The sequence below is a fragment of the Microbacterium sp. ARD31 genome (assembly GCF_031844425.1).
The window spans coordinates 423,495-437,012 of record NZ_JAUZVE010000002.1 but is presented as its reverse complement, the minus strand read 5'-3'; the positions used below and the strand labels follow the sequence as shown (position 1 = coordinate 437,012).

The 13,518-nt window shown below is 70.7% G+C and carries 13 protein-coding genes and 2 tRNA genes; 11 read left to right on the top strand and 4 right to left on the bottom strand.

The window, feature by feature from the left end:
• The first annotated feature begins 6 nt into the window (after positions 1-6).
• The 4 genes from Q9S36_RS08785 (at position 7) to Q9S36_RS08770 (ending at position 3,325) form a co-directional block, all read left to right on the top strand.
• Entirely contained in the window at positions 7-1,185 is a 1,179-nt protein-coding gene (locus Q9S36_RS08785; protein ID WP_311284776.1) for a DNA polymerase III subunit delta', read from the top strand.
• Positions 1,182-2,738: an alpha/beta hydrolase gene (locus Q9S36_RS08780; protein ID WP_311284775.1), complete on the top strand. Its 1,557-nt coding sequence runs from the start codon at positions 1,182-1,184 to the stop codon at positions 2,736-2,738. Before Q9S36_RS08785 ends, Q9S36_RS08780 begins: the two co-directional genes overlap by 4 nt.
• 80 nt (positions 2,739-2,818) lie before the next feature.
• Positions 2,819-2,894 (top strand) — tRNA-Thr (locus Q9S36_RS08775).
• A gap of 35 nt (positions 2,895-2,929) precedes the next feature.
• Positions 2,930-3,325, top strand: coding sequence for a hypothetical protein (locus Q9S36_RS08770; RefSeq protein WP_251450780.1), 396 nt, complete (start codon positions 2,930-2,932; stop codon positions 3,323-3,325).
• Between the two features lie 55 nt (positions 3,326-3,380).
• Here the strand turns inward: Q9S36_RS08770 and Q9S36_RS08765 are convergent, their stop codons facing one another.
• Positions 3,381-4,274 (bottom strand): EamA family transporter, encoded by an 894-nt coding sequence (locus Q9S36_RS08765; protein ID WP_311284774.1) that lies wholly within the window; start codon positions 4,272-4,274, stop codon positions 3,381-3,383.
• Positions 4,275-4,360: 86 nt separating this feature from the next.
• Here Q9S36_RS08765 and Q9S36_RS08760 point away from each other — a divergent pair, with 86 nt between their 5' ends.
• Genes Q9S36_RS08760 through Q9S36_RS08750 form a run of 3 tightly spaced genes read left to right on the top strand, consistent with a single transcriptional unit; the run spans position 4,361 to position 7,598 of the window.
• Complete coding sequence (locus tag Q9S36_RS08760; protein WP_311284773.1) at positions 4,361-6,580, top strand: efflux RND transporter permease subunit; 2,220 nt, start codon at positions 4,361-4,363, stop codon at positions 6,578-6,580.
• A complete protein-coding gene (locus Q9S36_RS08755) occupies positions 6,577-7,158 on the top strand; it encodes an isochorismatase family protein (RefSeq protein WP_311284772.1) in 582 nt (193 codons plus the stop codon). The genes Q9S36_RS08760 and Q9S36_RS08755 overlap by 4 nt, the downstream gene beginning before the upstream one ends.
• Positions 7,155-7,598, top strand: coding sequence for a nitroreductase family deazaflavin-dependent oxidoreductase (locus Q9S36_RS08750; protein WP_251450772.1), 444 nt, complete (start codon positions 7,155-7,157; stop codon positions 7,596-7,598). Before Q9S36_RS08755 ends, Q9S36_RS08750 begins: the two co-directional genes overlap by 4 nt.
• A 152-nt stretch (positions 7,599-7,750) precedes the next feature.
• Here Q9S36_RS08750 and Q9S36_RS08745 read toward each other — a convergent pair.
• From Q9S36_RS08745 to Q9S36_RS08735, 3 genes are all read right to left on the bottom strand, one after another.
• Positions 7,751-7,823: transfer RNA gene (locus Q9S36_RS08745), tRNA-Lys, on the bottom strand.
• Positions 7,824-7,846: 23 nt separating this feature from the next.
• Positions 7,847-9,271 (bottom strand): serine/threonine-protein kinase, encoded by a 1,425-nt coding sequence (locus Q9S36_RS08740; protein WP_311284771.1) that lies wholly within the window; start codon positions 9,269-9,271, stop codon positions 7,847-7,849.
• Between the two features lie 199 nt (positions 9,272-9,470).
• The gene (locus Q9S36_RS08735; RefSeq protein ID WP_251450769.1) at positions 9,471-10,145 is read right to left on the bottom strand and encodes a fasciclin domain-containing protein; all 675 of its coding nucleotides are present in this window, start codon (positions 10,143-10,145) and stop codon (positions 9,471-9,473) included.
• 208 nt (positions 10,146-10,353) lie between these two features.
• On the opposite strand from Q9S36_RS08735, the gene sigK reads away from it, so the two are divergent.
• The 4 genes from sigK (at position 10,354) to Q9S36_RS08715 (ending at position 13,481) form a co-directional block, all read left to right on the top strand.
• Complete coding sequence (gene sigK, locus Q9S36_RS08730; protein WP_311284770.1) at positions 10,354-10,944, top strand: ECF RNA polymerase sigma factor SigK; 591 nt, start codon at positions 10,354-10,356, stop codon at positions 10,942-10,944.
• On the top strand, positions 10,941-11,759 hold the full coding sequence (locus Q9S36_RS08725) for an anti-sigma factor (protein WP_311284769.1): 819 nt from the start codon (positions 10,941-10,943) through the stop codon (positions 11,757-11,759). The genes sigK and Q9S36_RS08725 overlap by 4 nt, the downstream gene beginning before the upstream one ends.
• Positions 11,760-11,801: 42 nt before the next feature.
• On the top strand, positions 11,802-12,440 hold the full coding sequence (locus Q9S36_RS08720) for a DNA-directed RNA polymerase subunit beta (protein ID WP_251450763.1): 639 nt from the start codon (positions 11,802-11,804) through the stop codon (positions 12,438-12,440).
• A 141-nt stretch (positions 12,441-12,581) separates the two neighbouring features.
• A complete protein-coding gene (locus Q9S36_RS08715) occupies positions 12,582-13,481 on the top strand; it encodes an aminotransferase class IV (RefSeq protein WP_311284768.1) in 900 nt (299 codons plus the stop codon).
• Positions 13,482-13,518: the final 37 nt, after the last annotated feature.

Below are 13,518 nucleotides of genomic sequence, written 5' to 3'. Positions count from 1 at the left end.
GGGCCCATGGGTACGACCGTCGATGCGCCTGCGCCCCCGCCGGTCCTCGCCGCGGAGCCGTGGGACGCGGTGTGGGGGCAGGACGATGCCGTCCGCACGCTGCAGGCCGCGGCATCCGACCCAGAGGGCATGACGCACGCCTGGCTCATCACGGGCCCCCCGGGATCCGGGCGCTCGACGCTGGCCTACGCCTTCGCCGCGGCGCTGATCGCCGAGCCCGGTGACGCCGTCGCCATGCGACAGGTGCTCGCCCGCACACATCCCGACCTCACGTCGCTGCGCACCGAGCAGGTCATCATCCGCATCGACGAAGCGCGTCGCCTGGTCGAGCGCGCCTACTTCGCCCCGTCACTCGGCCGGCACCGGGTGATCGTCGTCGAGGATGCCGATCGCATGGCAGAGCGCACGTCCAATGTCCTGCTGAAGGCGCTCGAGGAGCCGCCCGAGCACACGGTCTGGGTGCTCTGCGCGCCGAGCGACGCCGACCTCCTCCCCACGATCCGCTCCCGGGTGCGGACCTTGCGCCTGCGCGAGCCCGACGTCGCCGACGTGGCACGGCTCATCTCCGAACGCACGGGAGCGGACTCGACCGTGGCCGAGCAGTCGGCGCGGCACGCGCAGCGACACATCGGGATGGCCCAGCGGCTGGCGACGGATGCCGCGGCCCGCAGCCGCCGAGACGATACGCTGCGGTCCGCGCTTCGGGTGCGCGGGGTGGGCGATGCGGTCGACAGCGCAGGCCGCATCGTGCAGGCCGCGACCGAGGACGCCAAAGCCCTCACCGCGGAGCGGGACGACGCCGAACGCGCGCAGCTTCGCCGCACACTCGGCATCCCCGAGGGTGCGGCGGTGCCGCCCGCGGTCCGTGCGCAGCTCTCGGCGCTCGAGGATGACCAGAAGCGGCGCGCCACTCGCAGCCTCCGCGACGGCATCGATCGTGTGCTGACCGACCTGCAGTCGATGTACCGCGACGTCCTCATGCTCGGCTTCGGACGCGATGTCGAGCTGATCAATCGCGAGCTCGAGCCCGAGCTGCGCGCCCTGGCCGCGGACTGGTCGACCGAGCGGACGCTGCTGGTGCTCGACCGCATCGCCGAGACCCGCCGCAACCTCGAGCAGAACGTCGCCCCCACCCTCGCCCTCGAGAGCATGCTCGTGACCGTCGCGAGCGGAAGGACCCCGTGAACGTCGCCCCCACCCGCCGTGCGCGTCGCGCGCTCGCCGTCATCGCAGGTCTGGCTGTCTCGGCGCTCGCTCTGAGCGGATGCCTCTACGCGCTGATTCCCGAGGAGCGGCCCGTCTCGACCTCGAGCCCCGCTCCCGACACCGAAGGCGTGGACGAGGACCTGCTGCCGTTCTACGAGCAGACCGTGGAGTGGGAGGACTGCGGCGCCGGCTTCCAGTGCTCGACCATCACGGCGCCGCTGGACTGGGCCGACCCGGCGGCGGGCGAGATCGATCTCGCGCTCGTGCGCAACCGCGCCACAGGCGGCGAACCCGTCGGGTCGCTGCTGACGAACCCCGGCGGACCCGGCTCCAGCGGTGTGGACCTCGTCCGCGAGTCCCTGACCTACGCCGTCGGCGAGGCGCTCATCGAGGAGTACGACGTGATCGGCTTCGACCCGCGGGGTGTCGGCCAGTCCACCGCCGTCCGCTGCTTCGACGCCGCCGATATGGACGCCTACCTGTTCGACATCCCCGAGGATCCGCGTGGTTCCGAGGGGTGGGAGGCGGAGCTCCGGGAGCGCAACGCCGCGTTCGGCGAGGCGTGCGAGGACGCCAGTGACGGGATCCTGCCGTTCATCACCACCGAGCAGTCGGCGCGCGACATGGATCTCATCCGCGGGGTGCTCGGGGATCGCGCCCTCAACTTCCTCGGCTACTCGTACGGCACGTTCCTCGGCGCGACCTACGCCAAGCTGTTCCCCGAAAGGGTGGGCCGGCTCGTGCTCGACGGCGCGATCGACCCGTCCATCCCCGGCCTGGATGTCGGCACGACGCAGGCGGTGGGCTTCGAATCGGCGCTGCGGGCGTACATGGCCGACTGTCTCGGCGACGAGGAGTGCCCCTTCCGCGGATCGGTCGACGACGGGATGCGGGATCTCGGCGCGCTGCTGGCGAGCGTCGACCGCGACCCGCTGCCCGCCGCTGACGGACGCCTGCTCGGCGCGGACGCGCTCACGACCGCCATCGTCGCCGCGCTCTACTCGCAGGACAGCTGGACCTTCCTCTCGCAGGCGCTCACGGGTGTGCTCGAGGGCGACCCGGAGTTCGCGTTCTTCCTCGCAGACTTCTACTACAACCGCGAGGAGGGGGAGTACCTCGACAACTCGACCGAGGCGTTCCGTGCCTACAACTGCATGGACTACCCCGTCGACGCGACCGAAGAGGAAGAGGCGGCCGCCGAGGCACTCATCGCCGAGCAGGCGCCGACGATCGCGCCCTACTGGTCCGGTCCCGACCCGTGCGAGGGGTGGCCCTATCCGGCGACCGGCGTGCGCGAGCCCATCGCCGCAGAGGGGGCCGACCCCATCGTGGTTATCGGCACGACCAACGACCCGGCGACACCGTACGAGTGGTCGGTGTCGCTGGCCGAGCAGCTGTCGTCGGGCGTTCTGATCACCCGCGAGGGCGAAGGCCACACCGGCTACAACAAGGGGAACGACTGTGTGGACCGCGCCGTCGAGGCCTACCTCCTGGACGGCATCGTTCCCGAGGACGGCCTCGTCTGCAGCTGATGCGCACGCGGCCGGCGTGGTTCGCGACGGGTCCGGCGACAGGGTAAGATCGTTGATCGTGCATCGCGCAAGCGAAGCGCGCCACCTTAGCTCAGTCGGCAGAGCGATTCACTCGTAATGAATAGGTCAAGGGTTCGATTCCCTTAGGTGGCTCCAGACAACAGGCTGGCTTCAGGCAGCGAAGAGGGCCGATGGACGCACGCGTCGACGGGATCGTCGAGATCTTCACGTGGGTGGGGTTCGGCTCGGGTGCGCTCCTGGCCGGTGCGGCGCTCGTGCTGTACCTCTTCGACGGCACGTGGATGCCGGCGCGCGCCGTCCTCGAGGACGGTCCCCATGGCAGGCTCGCCCGATGGTTCGACCATGACGGCGGGGTGAACGAGGCGCACCTGACCCACGAGCAGGCGCACACCCTGGCCGGCAAGGACATGGCCGACATCTTCTACCGTCGCGGCTCGCGCAACCGCCTGCGGCTGACGCAGCGGAGCCCGGTCGTGCGGGGCGTCGCGCTTCTGGCCATCGGCCTTCTCGGGCTCGGCGTGGCTGCCCTCGTCACTTCGACGATCCTGCTCTTCGCCGGCGGCTGAGTCCCGCCGACCCGGCGGGTTGCCTTCTCCTCCGCAGCGCCTTCACGAGGCTGCGTCACGCCAACGCGAGCATGCCCCCCGCGGCGACGGCGAGCGCGAGACCCACCCACTGCACGGCGGCGACACGTTCTCGCAGCAGGAAGGCCGCCAGCAGGATCGTGCCCGCGGGATAGAGCGCGGTGAGTGCCGAGACCACCGACAGCTGTCCCTCCCGCAGGGCGAACAGCAGGAGGGCGTTGGCTGCGGCATCCAGCAGCCCGCACCCGATCGCCAGCATCCACACGCGCCGCGAGGCCCCGCCGGGTCCGGGTGGCGAGACGAGGGCGGATGCCGCGGTTCGGCCGCGCCGCGTCGCCGAGACGACGAGGCCGGCGACGATGGCTCCGGTGACGACGACACTGGTCGCCCGGTTGGCCACGAGGGGGACGAGTCCGCTCTCGGGGCCGGTCTGGTCTATGACGATGAGGAAGCCGCCGATCGCGAGACCCGCTCCCACGGCCATGGCGAGCCCGCGCGTGCTCGGCCGCACGACCCGCTCACCGGGCACGAAGCCCACGAGGACGACGGCGACCAGGGCCAGGCCGAGTCCGACGAACGCGATCGGCGAGAGCTGGTCGCCGTCGACCAGCAGTCCCCAGAGCATGGGGGCGATCGCCGAGACCACCGCCGTGAGCGGCGAGAGGATGCTCATCGGTCCGATCGCGAGGCATCCGTACAGCAGCATGAGGGCGATGAATCCGACGATGCCCGACATCGCGCCCCACGCGATGTCGGATGCCGACACGGACACGACGGTGAACGGGGCGGCCGCCGCGAGGATCACCAATCCCGCGCCGGCGGCCACTGCGGTGACCACGATGGAGCGCAGCCGTTTCGCCGCGAGCCCGCCGAGGAAGTCGGCGGCCCCGTAGACGAGAGCGCCGATCAGGGCGAGGGCGGCGGCGAGCATCCGCACCAGCATAGGGAGCGGCGGACAAAGATGAGAAAATCCGGATCCGCGGCGCCGAGAGCGGTTTCGCTAGATAAGCTAGCGATATGTCCTCGCCTCGCACCGACCGTCGCACCACCCGCTGGCTGCGCATCGGCATCCCGGTCTTCCTCGTCCTCATCTGGCTCGTCGGAGGGTCTGTCGGCGGCCCGTACTTCGGGAAGGTCGAGGAGGTCTCGACCAACGACCGATCGAGCTTCCTCCCCGAGAGCGCAGACGCGACGCAGGTGAACGAGCGGCTCACCGACTTCCTCGGCGACGACAGCGTTCCCGCCGTGGTGGTCATCGCGGGGGAGACCGAACTCACCGCTGACGACCTCGCGGACGTGCAGGCCACGGTCGATGAGATCGCAGCGCTCGAGGGCGTGCTGGAGGAGGTGTCGCCCCCCATTCCTTCTGAGGACGCCCTGGCGGTCCAGGTGTTCATTCCTCTGGCCTCGGATGAGGAGATCGGCGACCTCGTCGCCGAGATGCGGGCGCTGCTGAGTGAGGAGCTGCCCGACGGCCTCGAGGGGTGGGTGACGGGGCCGGCGGGCTTCACCGCGGACCTCGCCGAGGGATTCCTCGGCATCGACGGGCTGCTCCTCGCGGTGGCGCTGATCGCGGTGTTCGTGATCCTGGTCGTGGTCTACCGCTCACCGCTTCTGCCGATCCTGGTGCTGCTGACGAGCGTGTTCGCGCTGTGCGTGGCGCTCCTCACCGTCTGGTGGCTCGCGTTCGCGGGCATCGTCGTGCTCAACGGTCAGGTCCAGGGGATCCTCTTCATCCTCGTGATCGGCGCGGCCACGGACTACGCGCTGCTGTACGTGGCGCGTTTCCGCGAGGCGATCGCCGAGGGGCGTCCGCGGTGGCCCGCCGCGCTGGTGGCGTGGCGCGGTTCCTTCGAGCCGATCCTCGCCTCGGGCGGGACGGTGATCGCCGGCCTGCTGTGCCTGCTGCTGTCCGATCTCGCGACGAACCGCGCGCTCGGGCCTATCGCCTCGATCGGCATCGCGTTCTCGATGCTTTCCGCGCTGACGTTCCTGCCGGCGCTCCTGGCGCTCTTCGGTCGCGCGGCGTTCTGGCCGTTCGTGCCGCGCGAGCCCCTGGCGAACGTGCCCGACGACCTGACGCAGCCCGTGAAGGGCATCTGGCCGCGCCAGGCGCGTTTCGTGGCGCGGCACGCGCGTGTGGTGTGGATCGTGTGCACCGTCGTCCTCCTCGCCGGCGCGGCCGGCGTGGTGCAGCTGAAGGCGGACGGCGTGCCCGCGAGCGAGCTCGTCCTGGGGGAGTCCCAAGCGCGCGACGGGCAGGTCGCTCTCGCCGAGCACTTCCCGGCCGGCTCGGGCAGCCCGGTCTACGTCGTCGTGCCCGAGTCGGACCTGACGGGCGTCGTCGAGGTGCTCGAAGCCAGCGCCGGAGTCGACTCCGTCGCGATCGCCGCCGGAGACGCCCCCGGCGGTCAGGCGGGGATTGCGCTGGAGGACGGCGAGGTCGTCGTGAGCGCCGCGGGGCCACCGGGCACACCTGCACCCGAGCCGACGGTCGCCGCGGGAGACGTGCTGATCATCGGCACGCTGACCGACGCGGCGGATTCCCTCGATGCCGAAGAGACGGTGCGTGACCTGCGCGTGGCGTTCGACGACGCTCTCGAATCGGGCGCTGCGCTGGTCGGCGGCGAGACCGCTACCGACATCGATTCCAACGACACGTCGATCCGGGATCGAACGGTCATCATCCCGGTCATCCTCGTCGTGATCCTCGCCATCCTGATGCTGCTGCTGCGCTCGATCCTCGCTCCTGTGCTGCTGATCCTGACGGTCATCCTGTCGTTCGGCACCGCGCTCGGCGTGAGCGCACTCGTCTTCGACGGCATCTTCGGGTTCCCCGGCGCCGACCCCTCGGTTCCCTTGTACGGGTTCGTGTTCCTCGTGGCGCTGGGGGTCGACTACAACATCTTCCTGATGTCGCGCGTGCGGGAGGAGTCGCTCGTGCACGGCACGAGGCCGGGCATCCTCCGCGGGCTGGTCGCCACCGGAGGGGTGATCACATCGGCGGGGCTGGTTCTGGCTGCGACCTTCGCCGCGCTCGGCGTCATCCCGATCCTGTTCCTCGCCCAGATCGCGTTCATCGTCGCGTTCGGCGTGCTGCTGGACACGTTCGTGGTGCGCTCGCTTCTGGTTCCGGCGCTGTCGTACGACATCGGCCGCGCCATCTGGTGGCCGTCCAAGCTGTGGCGGCGAGGACCCGAGACAGCGACCGAGCGCGAGCGTAGTCTCGAAGAATGAGCAAGGCGCTGTTCATCGTCGACGTCCAGAACGATTTCACCGAAGGCGGAGCCCTCGGCGTGGATGGCGGTGACGCCGTCGCCGCGGCGATCACGCGACATCTGGCCGAGCACGCGGCGGAGTACGCGCTCATCATCGCGTCACGGGATTGGCATGACGGCGACTCGGACAACGGCGGCCATTTCGCCGTGGGGGAGCCGGACTACGTCCAGACGTGGCCGGTGCACTGCGTGGCGGGAACCGAGGGTGCGGACTACGATCCCGGGCTCGACACCGCGTCGGTGACCCATCACGTGAAGAAGGGGCAGGGACGACCGGCCTACTCCCTGTTCGAGGGCACGACGGACGAGGGGCGGACGGTCGGGGAGCTCCTGGACGAGCACGGCGTCGTCGACGTCGACGTCACCGGGATCGCGACGGACTACTGCGTGCGCGCCTCCGCCCTCGACGCGATCGACCACGGCCGGCACGTGCGCATCCTCACCGACCTGATCGCGGGCGTCGCACCGGATTCCAGCGAGCGGGCACTGGCCGAACTCGGTCACGCGGGTGCCGAGATCGTGACGTCGGCGCCGTGACGCCGCGGTCCGCGCCTCCCGACCGGGTCATCCGCTGGATGGAGTCGCTGCACCGTGCGGTGCTGCGGCTCACAGGTGGCCGCGTCGGCCGCCGGTTGCTGGGGATGGAGACCGTCGAGCTGCACACGGTCGGCCGCCGCTCGGGCGCTCGGCGCTCCACACTGCTGACGGCACCCGTCGAGGAGGAGGGACGGATCGTGCTGGTCGCCTCGAAGGGCGGCGCCGACGATCACCCGGCGTGGTACCTCAATCTCGTGGCGACGCCGGAGGTCGAGATCACCCGCCGCGGGGTGACGGGTCGCTATCTCGCCCGGACGACGACAGGCGACGAGCGTGAAGCCCTCTGGCCGCGCATCACGCGGGTCAATCCCGGCTACGCGGGCTATCAGCAGCGGACGTCCCGCCAGATCCCCGTCGTGGTCTGCGAACCGCGCGGGTGATGGCACGCCCTGCGCATGTGCGAGTGGGCCCCGTGGGGCTCGAACCCACGACCCGCGGATGAGAAGTGCGTATGCACGCATGCGTGAGTGGGCCCCGTGGGGCTCGAACCCACGACCCGCGGATGAGAAGTGCGTATGCACGCATGCGTGAGTGGGCCCCGTGGGGCTCGAACCCACGACCCGCGGATTAAAAGTCCGATGCTCTACCGACTGAGCTAGAGGCCCTCGCCCACCAGCCTACCGGGGCGTCAGCCGTTGCCGTTCCCCTTGCCACCGGCGCCGTTGCTGTTGCCCGGTCCGCTGTTGGCGTTGCCGCCGCCGGCGCTGCCGTTGTTGTTGCCGGGTCCGCTGTTGGCGCTGCCGTTTCCGCTACCGCTGTTGCCGGCGGTCTCGACGCTCGGGGCGGCGGGTTCGGGCGCAGGCTCCGGTGCGGGCGCGGGCGCCTGCGCCGGAGCGGGTTCTGCCTCTTCCGGGGCTTCGTCCGCGACGGTCGGCTCGGGAGTCGGTCCGACCTCCTGCACCAGGGGAGTGGACGACGGTGCCGGTTCCGGCGAAGCCGTGTATCCCGATGCCCAGACGCCGAAGAAGACGACGAGTGCCGCGGCGAGCACCGCGATGGCGATGACGAGGGCCACGAGTGCTCGGCGACGCCGGGGCTGCTGACGGCGCTCCTCGTTCGCGCGTCGTCGGGATGCCGGGGCTGAGGTGGCCGGCATGAGCGCGGTCGCGTCGTCGGGGGCTTCCGGACCGGCCTGCGGCACCGGCGGGGCCACCGCGACGACAGCCACGGGAGCGGTGTCGGCGTCGACGGCGCCGCCGGTCGCCGTGGTGCCCGCCAGGCGGGCGGCGGTCATGGCGACCTCGAGGGCGGTGGGGCGATCGTCGGGCCGGGTCGCGGTCATCCCACGAAGGAGCTGCTGCCATTCCTCCGGCAGCGACTGCGGAATCGACGGCGGGGAGGTCATGCGAGCCACGAGCGCACCGATGCCCTCGGCGTCCGCCCACGGTCGCGAGCCGCTGATCGCCTCGATCACCATGATGCCGAGGGAGTAGATGTCGGCGGGCGGTGCCGGCGGTGCGCCGTTGGCCTGTTCGGGAGCGAGGTACGCGATGGTGCCGACCATCAGCCCGGGGGTGGTGACGCGGGTGGAATCGACCAGGTATGCGATGCCGAAGTCGGCCAGCTTGGGCCGCCATGCGCCGCCCGGAACCGGAGAGCGACCGAGCAGGACGTTGGACGGCTTGATGTCGCGGTGGACGACGCCTGCGGTGTGCGCGACGTGAAGTGCTTCCGCGATTTCGGCGGTGAGTGCCGCTGCGGTCTGCGGCGAGAGCGGTCCCTGTGCGATGAGGTCGCGGAGAGTGATGCCGTCGACGAACTCCATGACCAGGTAGCTGCCGTCGTCGGCGGAGATCTGCGCATCGAACAGGGTGACCAGCGCGTGGTGATTGAGGCCGGCCAGGAGAGTCGTCTCGGAACGGGCGCGCTCCACCGAGCCGAGCCCGTCGACGTGACCGCGCATCACCTTCACGGCGGTGGTGCGCTGCAGGAAGGTGTCCTCGGCGCGGTAGACGCGCGCCATGCCGCCCTCGCCGATCCGCTCCAGAAGACGGTAGCGCCCGTCGAGCAGCTCCCCGGTGAGGGGGTCGCCGACCTCACGCAGATCGGTCATCGGACCGACTTCTGCGTGCGCTCGGGAAACGCGGGGCTGGGGGACATGTGGCGAGATTACTCGGGCGATTCTCCCGTGAGCGGGGGTTGACGAAGTGCGAGAAAAGTGCATAGAGCAGGGCCGCCGGTGCAACCTCGCGCGCACCGGCGGCCCTGCCACCCCTGTGTCCGGCGGCACCCCCGCCTCCGGACACGTCAGGTCACTGTGCCGGGGGCATCAGCACAGCGTCGATGAGGTACACCGTGGCGTTCGCGGTGACCACGCCACCGCAGATGACGTTGGCGTCGTTGACCATGAGCGAGTCGCCCTCGCCCGAGACCTCGAGCGTGCCGCCCTGGACGGTGGCCTGCTCGCCGACGACCTCGTCCGGGCTCAGCTGGCCGGGCACGACGTGGTACGTGAGGATCGACGTGAGCGTCTCGCTGTCGGTCTGGAGCGCCTCGATGGTGGCCGGGTCGATCGCCGCGAAGGCGTCGTCGACCGGGGCGAAGACGGTGAACTCGTCACCGTTCAGCGTGTCGACCAGGTCGACATCGGGGTTGAGCTGGCCGCTCACGGCCGAGACCAGCGTGGTGAGCAGCGGGTTGTTCGAGGCGGCGGTCGCCACCGGGTCCTGGGACATGCCCTCGACCGATCCCGCGCCGTCCGGCACAGCCTCGGCGTAGTCGGCGCAGCCGGGGCCGACGAGGTTGGCGGCCGGGTCCATGGTGTCCATGTCCTCGTCCATGGGCGCTTCGGTCTCTTCCGACATCTCGGGCGCGGTCGTCTCTTCCGACTCCGTGGCCGTGGTGCCGCCCGTGCAGGCCGACAGGGCGAATGCGCCTGCGATGGCGAGCGAGAGACCTGCTGTGATCTTCTTGTTCGTGCTGAGCATGACTTCCTCCGGTGGTAGGGGCCGTTATCCGACCTGTGATCGTTCCGGTGCCGCTTCCTGCGGCGTTCACAGGCTGTTCGGCCAGCCCTCGGGATCGGATTGGAAGATTTTTCTGACCGGTCTGCCCGTACCCCTTCTCCGGCACGGATCAGGTCGTCGCGCGGCGCGGAATTCCGGTTCCCCGCGAGGGATGCGGCATGCTTGAGGAATGGTGATCGACGGTGTGGACGTACCCGAGGACGGTGCGGACCCGGTCGACCACGTCGGAGAGCTGCTGACGCGCGTGGCCGCCGGCGACCAGCGGGCCTTCGCCCGGCTGTTCGACATGATCTCGCCGCGGGTGTTCGGTCTCGTCCTGCGGGTGCTGGTCGACCGCGCCCAGAGTGAAGAAGTGCTGCAGGAGGTGTTCCTGGAAGTGTGGCAATCCGCATCCCGGTTCACTCCGAACAGAGGGCAGGGAAGATCGTGGATCCTCACGATCGCGCATCGCCGAGCGGTGGACCGCGTGCGGTCATCGCAGGCGAGCACGGATCGGGATGTCCGCGTGGGCTTCCGGGATCTCGACGTCGCCCATGACGGCGTCGCCGAACATGTCGAACTGCGGATGGAAGGGGAACGCGTGACGGCTGCACTGTCCTCGCTCCCCGATGCGCAGCGAGAAGCGCTCACACTGGCCTACTACGGCGGGTATTCGCAGAGCGAGATCGCCGCCATGGTCGGAGCCCCGCTGGGGACGATCAAGACCAGGATGCGGGATGGATTGACCCGCTTGCGAGCAGAGATGGGGGTGACGGTATGAACGAGGAGGAGTTCGCAGCGCTGGCCGCGGGCAACGCCCTTCACGCGCTCTCATCCGAAGACCGCGCCCGCTTCGAGGCAGCTCTCGCGCAGCATCCGGAATGGCAGTCGTGGGTCGATGCCGACGAGGCGACGGCCGCGGCGCTCGCCGAGGGTGTGCGCGACGTCGTTCCCCCCGCCGCGCTTCGGAACGAGCTGCTGGCGCGGATCGCGGTCGCGCCGCAACGATCGACGGATGCCGGGGCGGGCGGTGAGGCGGACGACGTCGTCGTTCCGCCGCGGCCGCCGGCACCCGCGCCCGTCGCGCCGGTCGAGCCCGCTCCCGACACCGCGCTGATCCAGGCCGTCTCGCGGCGCAACTGGACCCGGGGGATCTTCGCGCTCGCCGCATGCTTGGTGCTGCTGGTGGCCTTGGGGTTCGCGTCGGTCACCATCAACGAGTACCTCACCCGCACGCCGGCAGCCATTGCGCTCGCCGATATCGAGAGCGCCCCCGACGCGCAGGCTGCGTCGGTGGACGTGCCCGACGGCGGGACGGCGACGGCGCACTGGTCCGAGGAGCTCGGCAAGGCCGTGCTCGTCTCGGACGGCCTCCCGGTGATCTCGGACGACCAGAGCTTCGAACTCTGGTTCGTGCGCGACGGCGGCGCGGTCTCGGCGGGTGTCTTCGAGACGGTCGCCGGTGCCGATGCCACCGTGCTGCTCGACGGGGCGCTCGAGGCGGGCGATGTCATCGCGGTCACGGTCGAGCCCGAGGGCGGTGCCCCGGACGGTCAGCCCACGAGCGACCCCATCATCGCCATCCCCACCGCCTGATCGTCAGCGCTCGGACCGCGAGGTCGGGGTAGCCTCGATGGGGTGAGCGACCCGTCCCGCGACTTCCACAAGCCAGTGCGCCGTCCGGCCGAGCTCTTCGACCGACGGTTCGCGTCGGCGGATCCCGCAGAGGTGTCGCGCGTGGCGCACTCGACGGCCCACGCCCTGCTGGCCCGCGTACGCGCCGAGCCCGAAGGGGCCGTCGTCGACCGTCTGGTGTCGTTCACCGACGAGTACGGCATCGACGACATCGCCGAGCTGTGGTCGCGATCGCCGGCGCGCTCCCTGCCGGGTGCGCTGTGGCGGCTCTACCTGTTGCAGCTGATGATCCACGACGATCCCCGCACAGCTGCGCTGCTCTACGAGCGGGGACGCGCCGAGCTGGCCGGCGCCGACGATCTCGTCGCGGGTGCGCCGTCACCGGCAGGACCCGACGAGCTGGTGACGCTTGTCGACGCCATCCTCCGCGGCGTCTTCGACGGCGATTTCGCCGTGGCGCTCGACAGGGCGGCGGCCTTCTGCCGCGTCCAGGCCTCGGGCGCGACACATCTGGCCGACGACTACGAGGGAACCGAGCCGGAGCGGGCCACGACGCTCACCACGCGCGCGCTGCGGCTCTCGGACTATGCCGGCGACCTCGCCGTCAGTGCGTCGCTGTGGCGCCGCGACGCCCTTGCCTGAGGGCAGAGAAGTGCCGGGCCGCAGAACGCCTCTCGGCGCGAGGCCGCTCGCGGCGGCAGAAGATGGAGCCCGGGGTTACTGCGGCCCGGCTGAACAAGTCTAACCGAGAGACCGGCGCGGGCATTCCCCTAGGCTCTCAGCATGACCTGGCGCCACGCCCTCGTGATCGATCCCGTCGCCGCGGACGACCGGCCCGCCGACGGACCCGGGGCCGACTTCACCGACACCTTCACCCCCATCGACCCGCAGGCTCCCGCACTGAGCGTCGGCGAACTGAGTACGCAGCGCGGCGACGGCATCTTCGAGTCGATCGGCGTCGTCGACGGGCACCCGCAAGAGGTCGGTGCGCACCTGGACCGGCTGATCCATTCGGCGAGACTGTGCGACCTGCCCGTTCCGCACCGCGAGCAGTGGCGGCAGGCCGTCGCCGCCGCCGCCACCGAGGCGCCGGAGGGCGAGTCGGTCATGAAGCTGATCCTGAGTCGCGGAGTGGAGCACGGTCCCGCGCCGACCGCGTGGATCACCATCGCCTCGGCGCCGGACTTCCGCACGGTACGACGCGAGGGCGTCCGTGTGGCCACCCTCGACCGAGGGCTGGACAGCGGAGCACCGGAGCGCGCGCCGTGGCTGCTGCTGGGCGCCAAGACGCTGTCGTACGCGGTGAACATGGCGGCGATCCGCGAGGCGAAGCGTCGGGGTGCGGACGACGCGCTCTTCGTGTCGTCCGACGGCGTGCTGCTCGAGGGGCCGACCTCGTCGCTCATCCTGCGCATCGACGGCCGCTACGTCACCCCTGCGCCGGGCGCCGGCATCCTCCACGGCACGACGCAGATGAGCGTGTTCGAAGAGCTCGCGCGCCGCGGCTTCGAGACCGCCTACGCGACGCTGCCGGCATCCGCGCTGTCGCAGGCGGATGCCGCCTGGCTCGTGTCGAGCGTGCGCCTCGCGGTGCCGGTGACGGCGATCGACGGCTCGCCGATGCCGGTCGACGGCGAGCTCACCCGATCGATCAACGAGTACCTGCTGAGCCCACGCGACTGAGCCCGCGCGACTGAGCCCACGCGACTGAGCCCGCGCG

Coding starts and splice junctions, on each gene's coding strand:
- Q9S36_RS08715 (WP_311284768.1), top strand. CDS start 12,582: ATGACCTGGCGCCACGCCCTCGTGATCGATCCCGTCGCCGCGGACGAC.
- sigK (WP_311284770.1), top strand. CDS start 10,354: ATGGTGATCGACGGTGTGGACGTACCCGAGGACGGTGCGGACCCGGTC.
- Q9S36_RS08735 (WP_251450769.1), bottom strand. CDS start 10,145: ATGCTCAGCACGAACAAGAAGATCACAGCAGGTCTCTCGCTCGCCATC.
- Q9S36_RS08740 (WP_311284771.1), bottom strand. CDS start 9,271: ATGACCGATCTGCGTGAGGTCGGCGACCCCCTCACCGGGGAGCTGCTC.
- Q9S36_RS08765 (WP_311284774.1), bottom strand. CDS start 4,274: ATGCTCGCCGCCGCCCTCGCCCTGATCGGCGCTCTCGTCTACGGGGCC.
- Q9S36_RS08755 (WP_311284772.1), top strand. CDS start 6,577: ATGAGCAAGGCGCTGTTCATCGTCGACGTCCAGAACGATTTCACCGAA.
- Q9S36_RS08785 (WP_311284776.1), top strand. CDS start 7: ATGGGTACGACCGTCGATGCGCCTGCGCCCCCGCCGGTCCTCGCCGCG.
- Q9S36_RS08760 (WP_311284773.1), top strand. CDS start 4,361: ATGTCCTCGCCTCGCACCGACCGTCGCACCACCCGCTGGCTGCGCATC.
- Q9S36_RS08770 (WP_251450780.1), top strand. CDS start 2,930: ATGGACGCACGCGTCGACGGGATCGTCGAGATCTTCACGTGGGTGGGG.
- Q9S36_RS08725 (WP_311284769.1), top strand. CDS start 10,941: ATGAACGAGGAGGAGTTCGCAGCGCTGGCCGCGGGCAACGCCCTTCAC.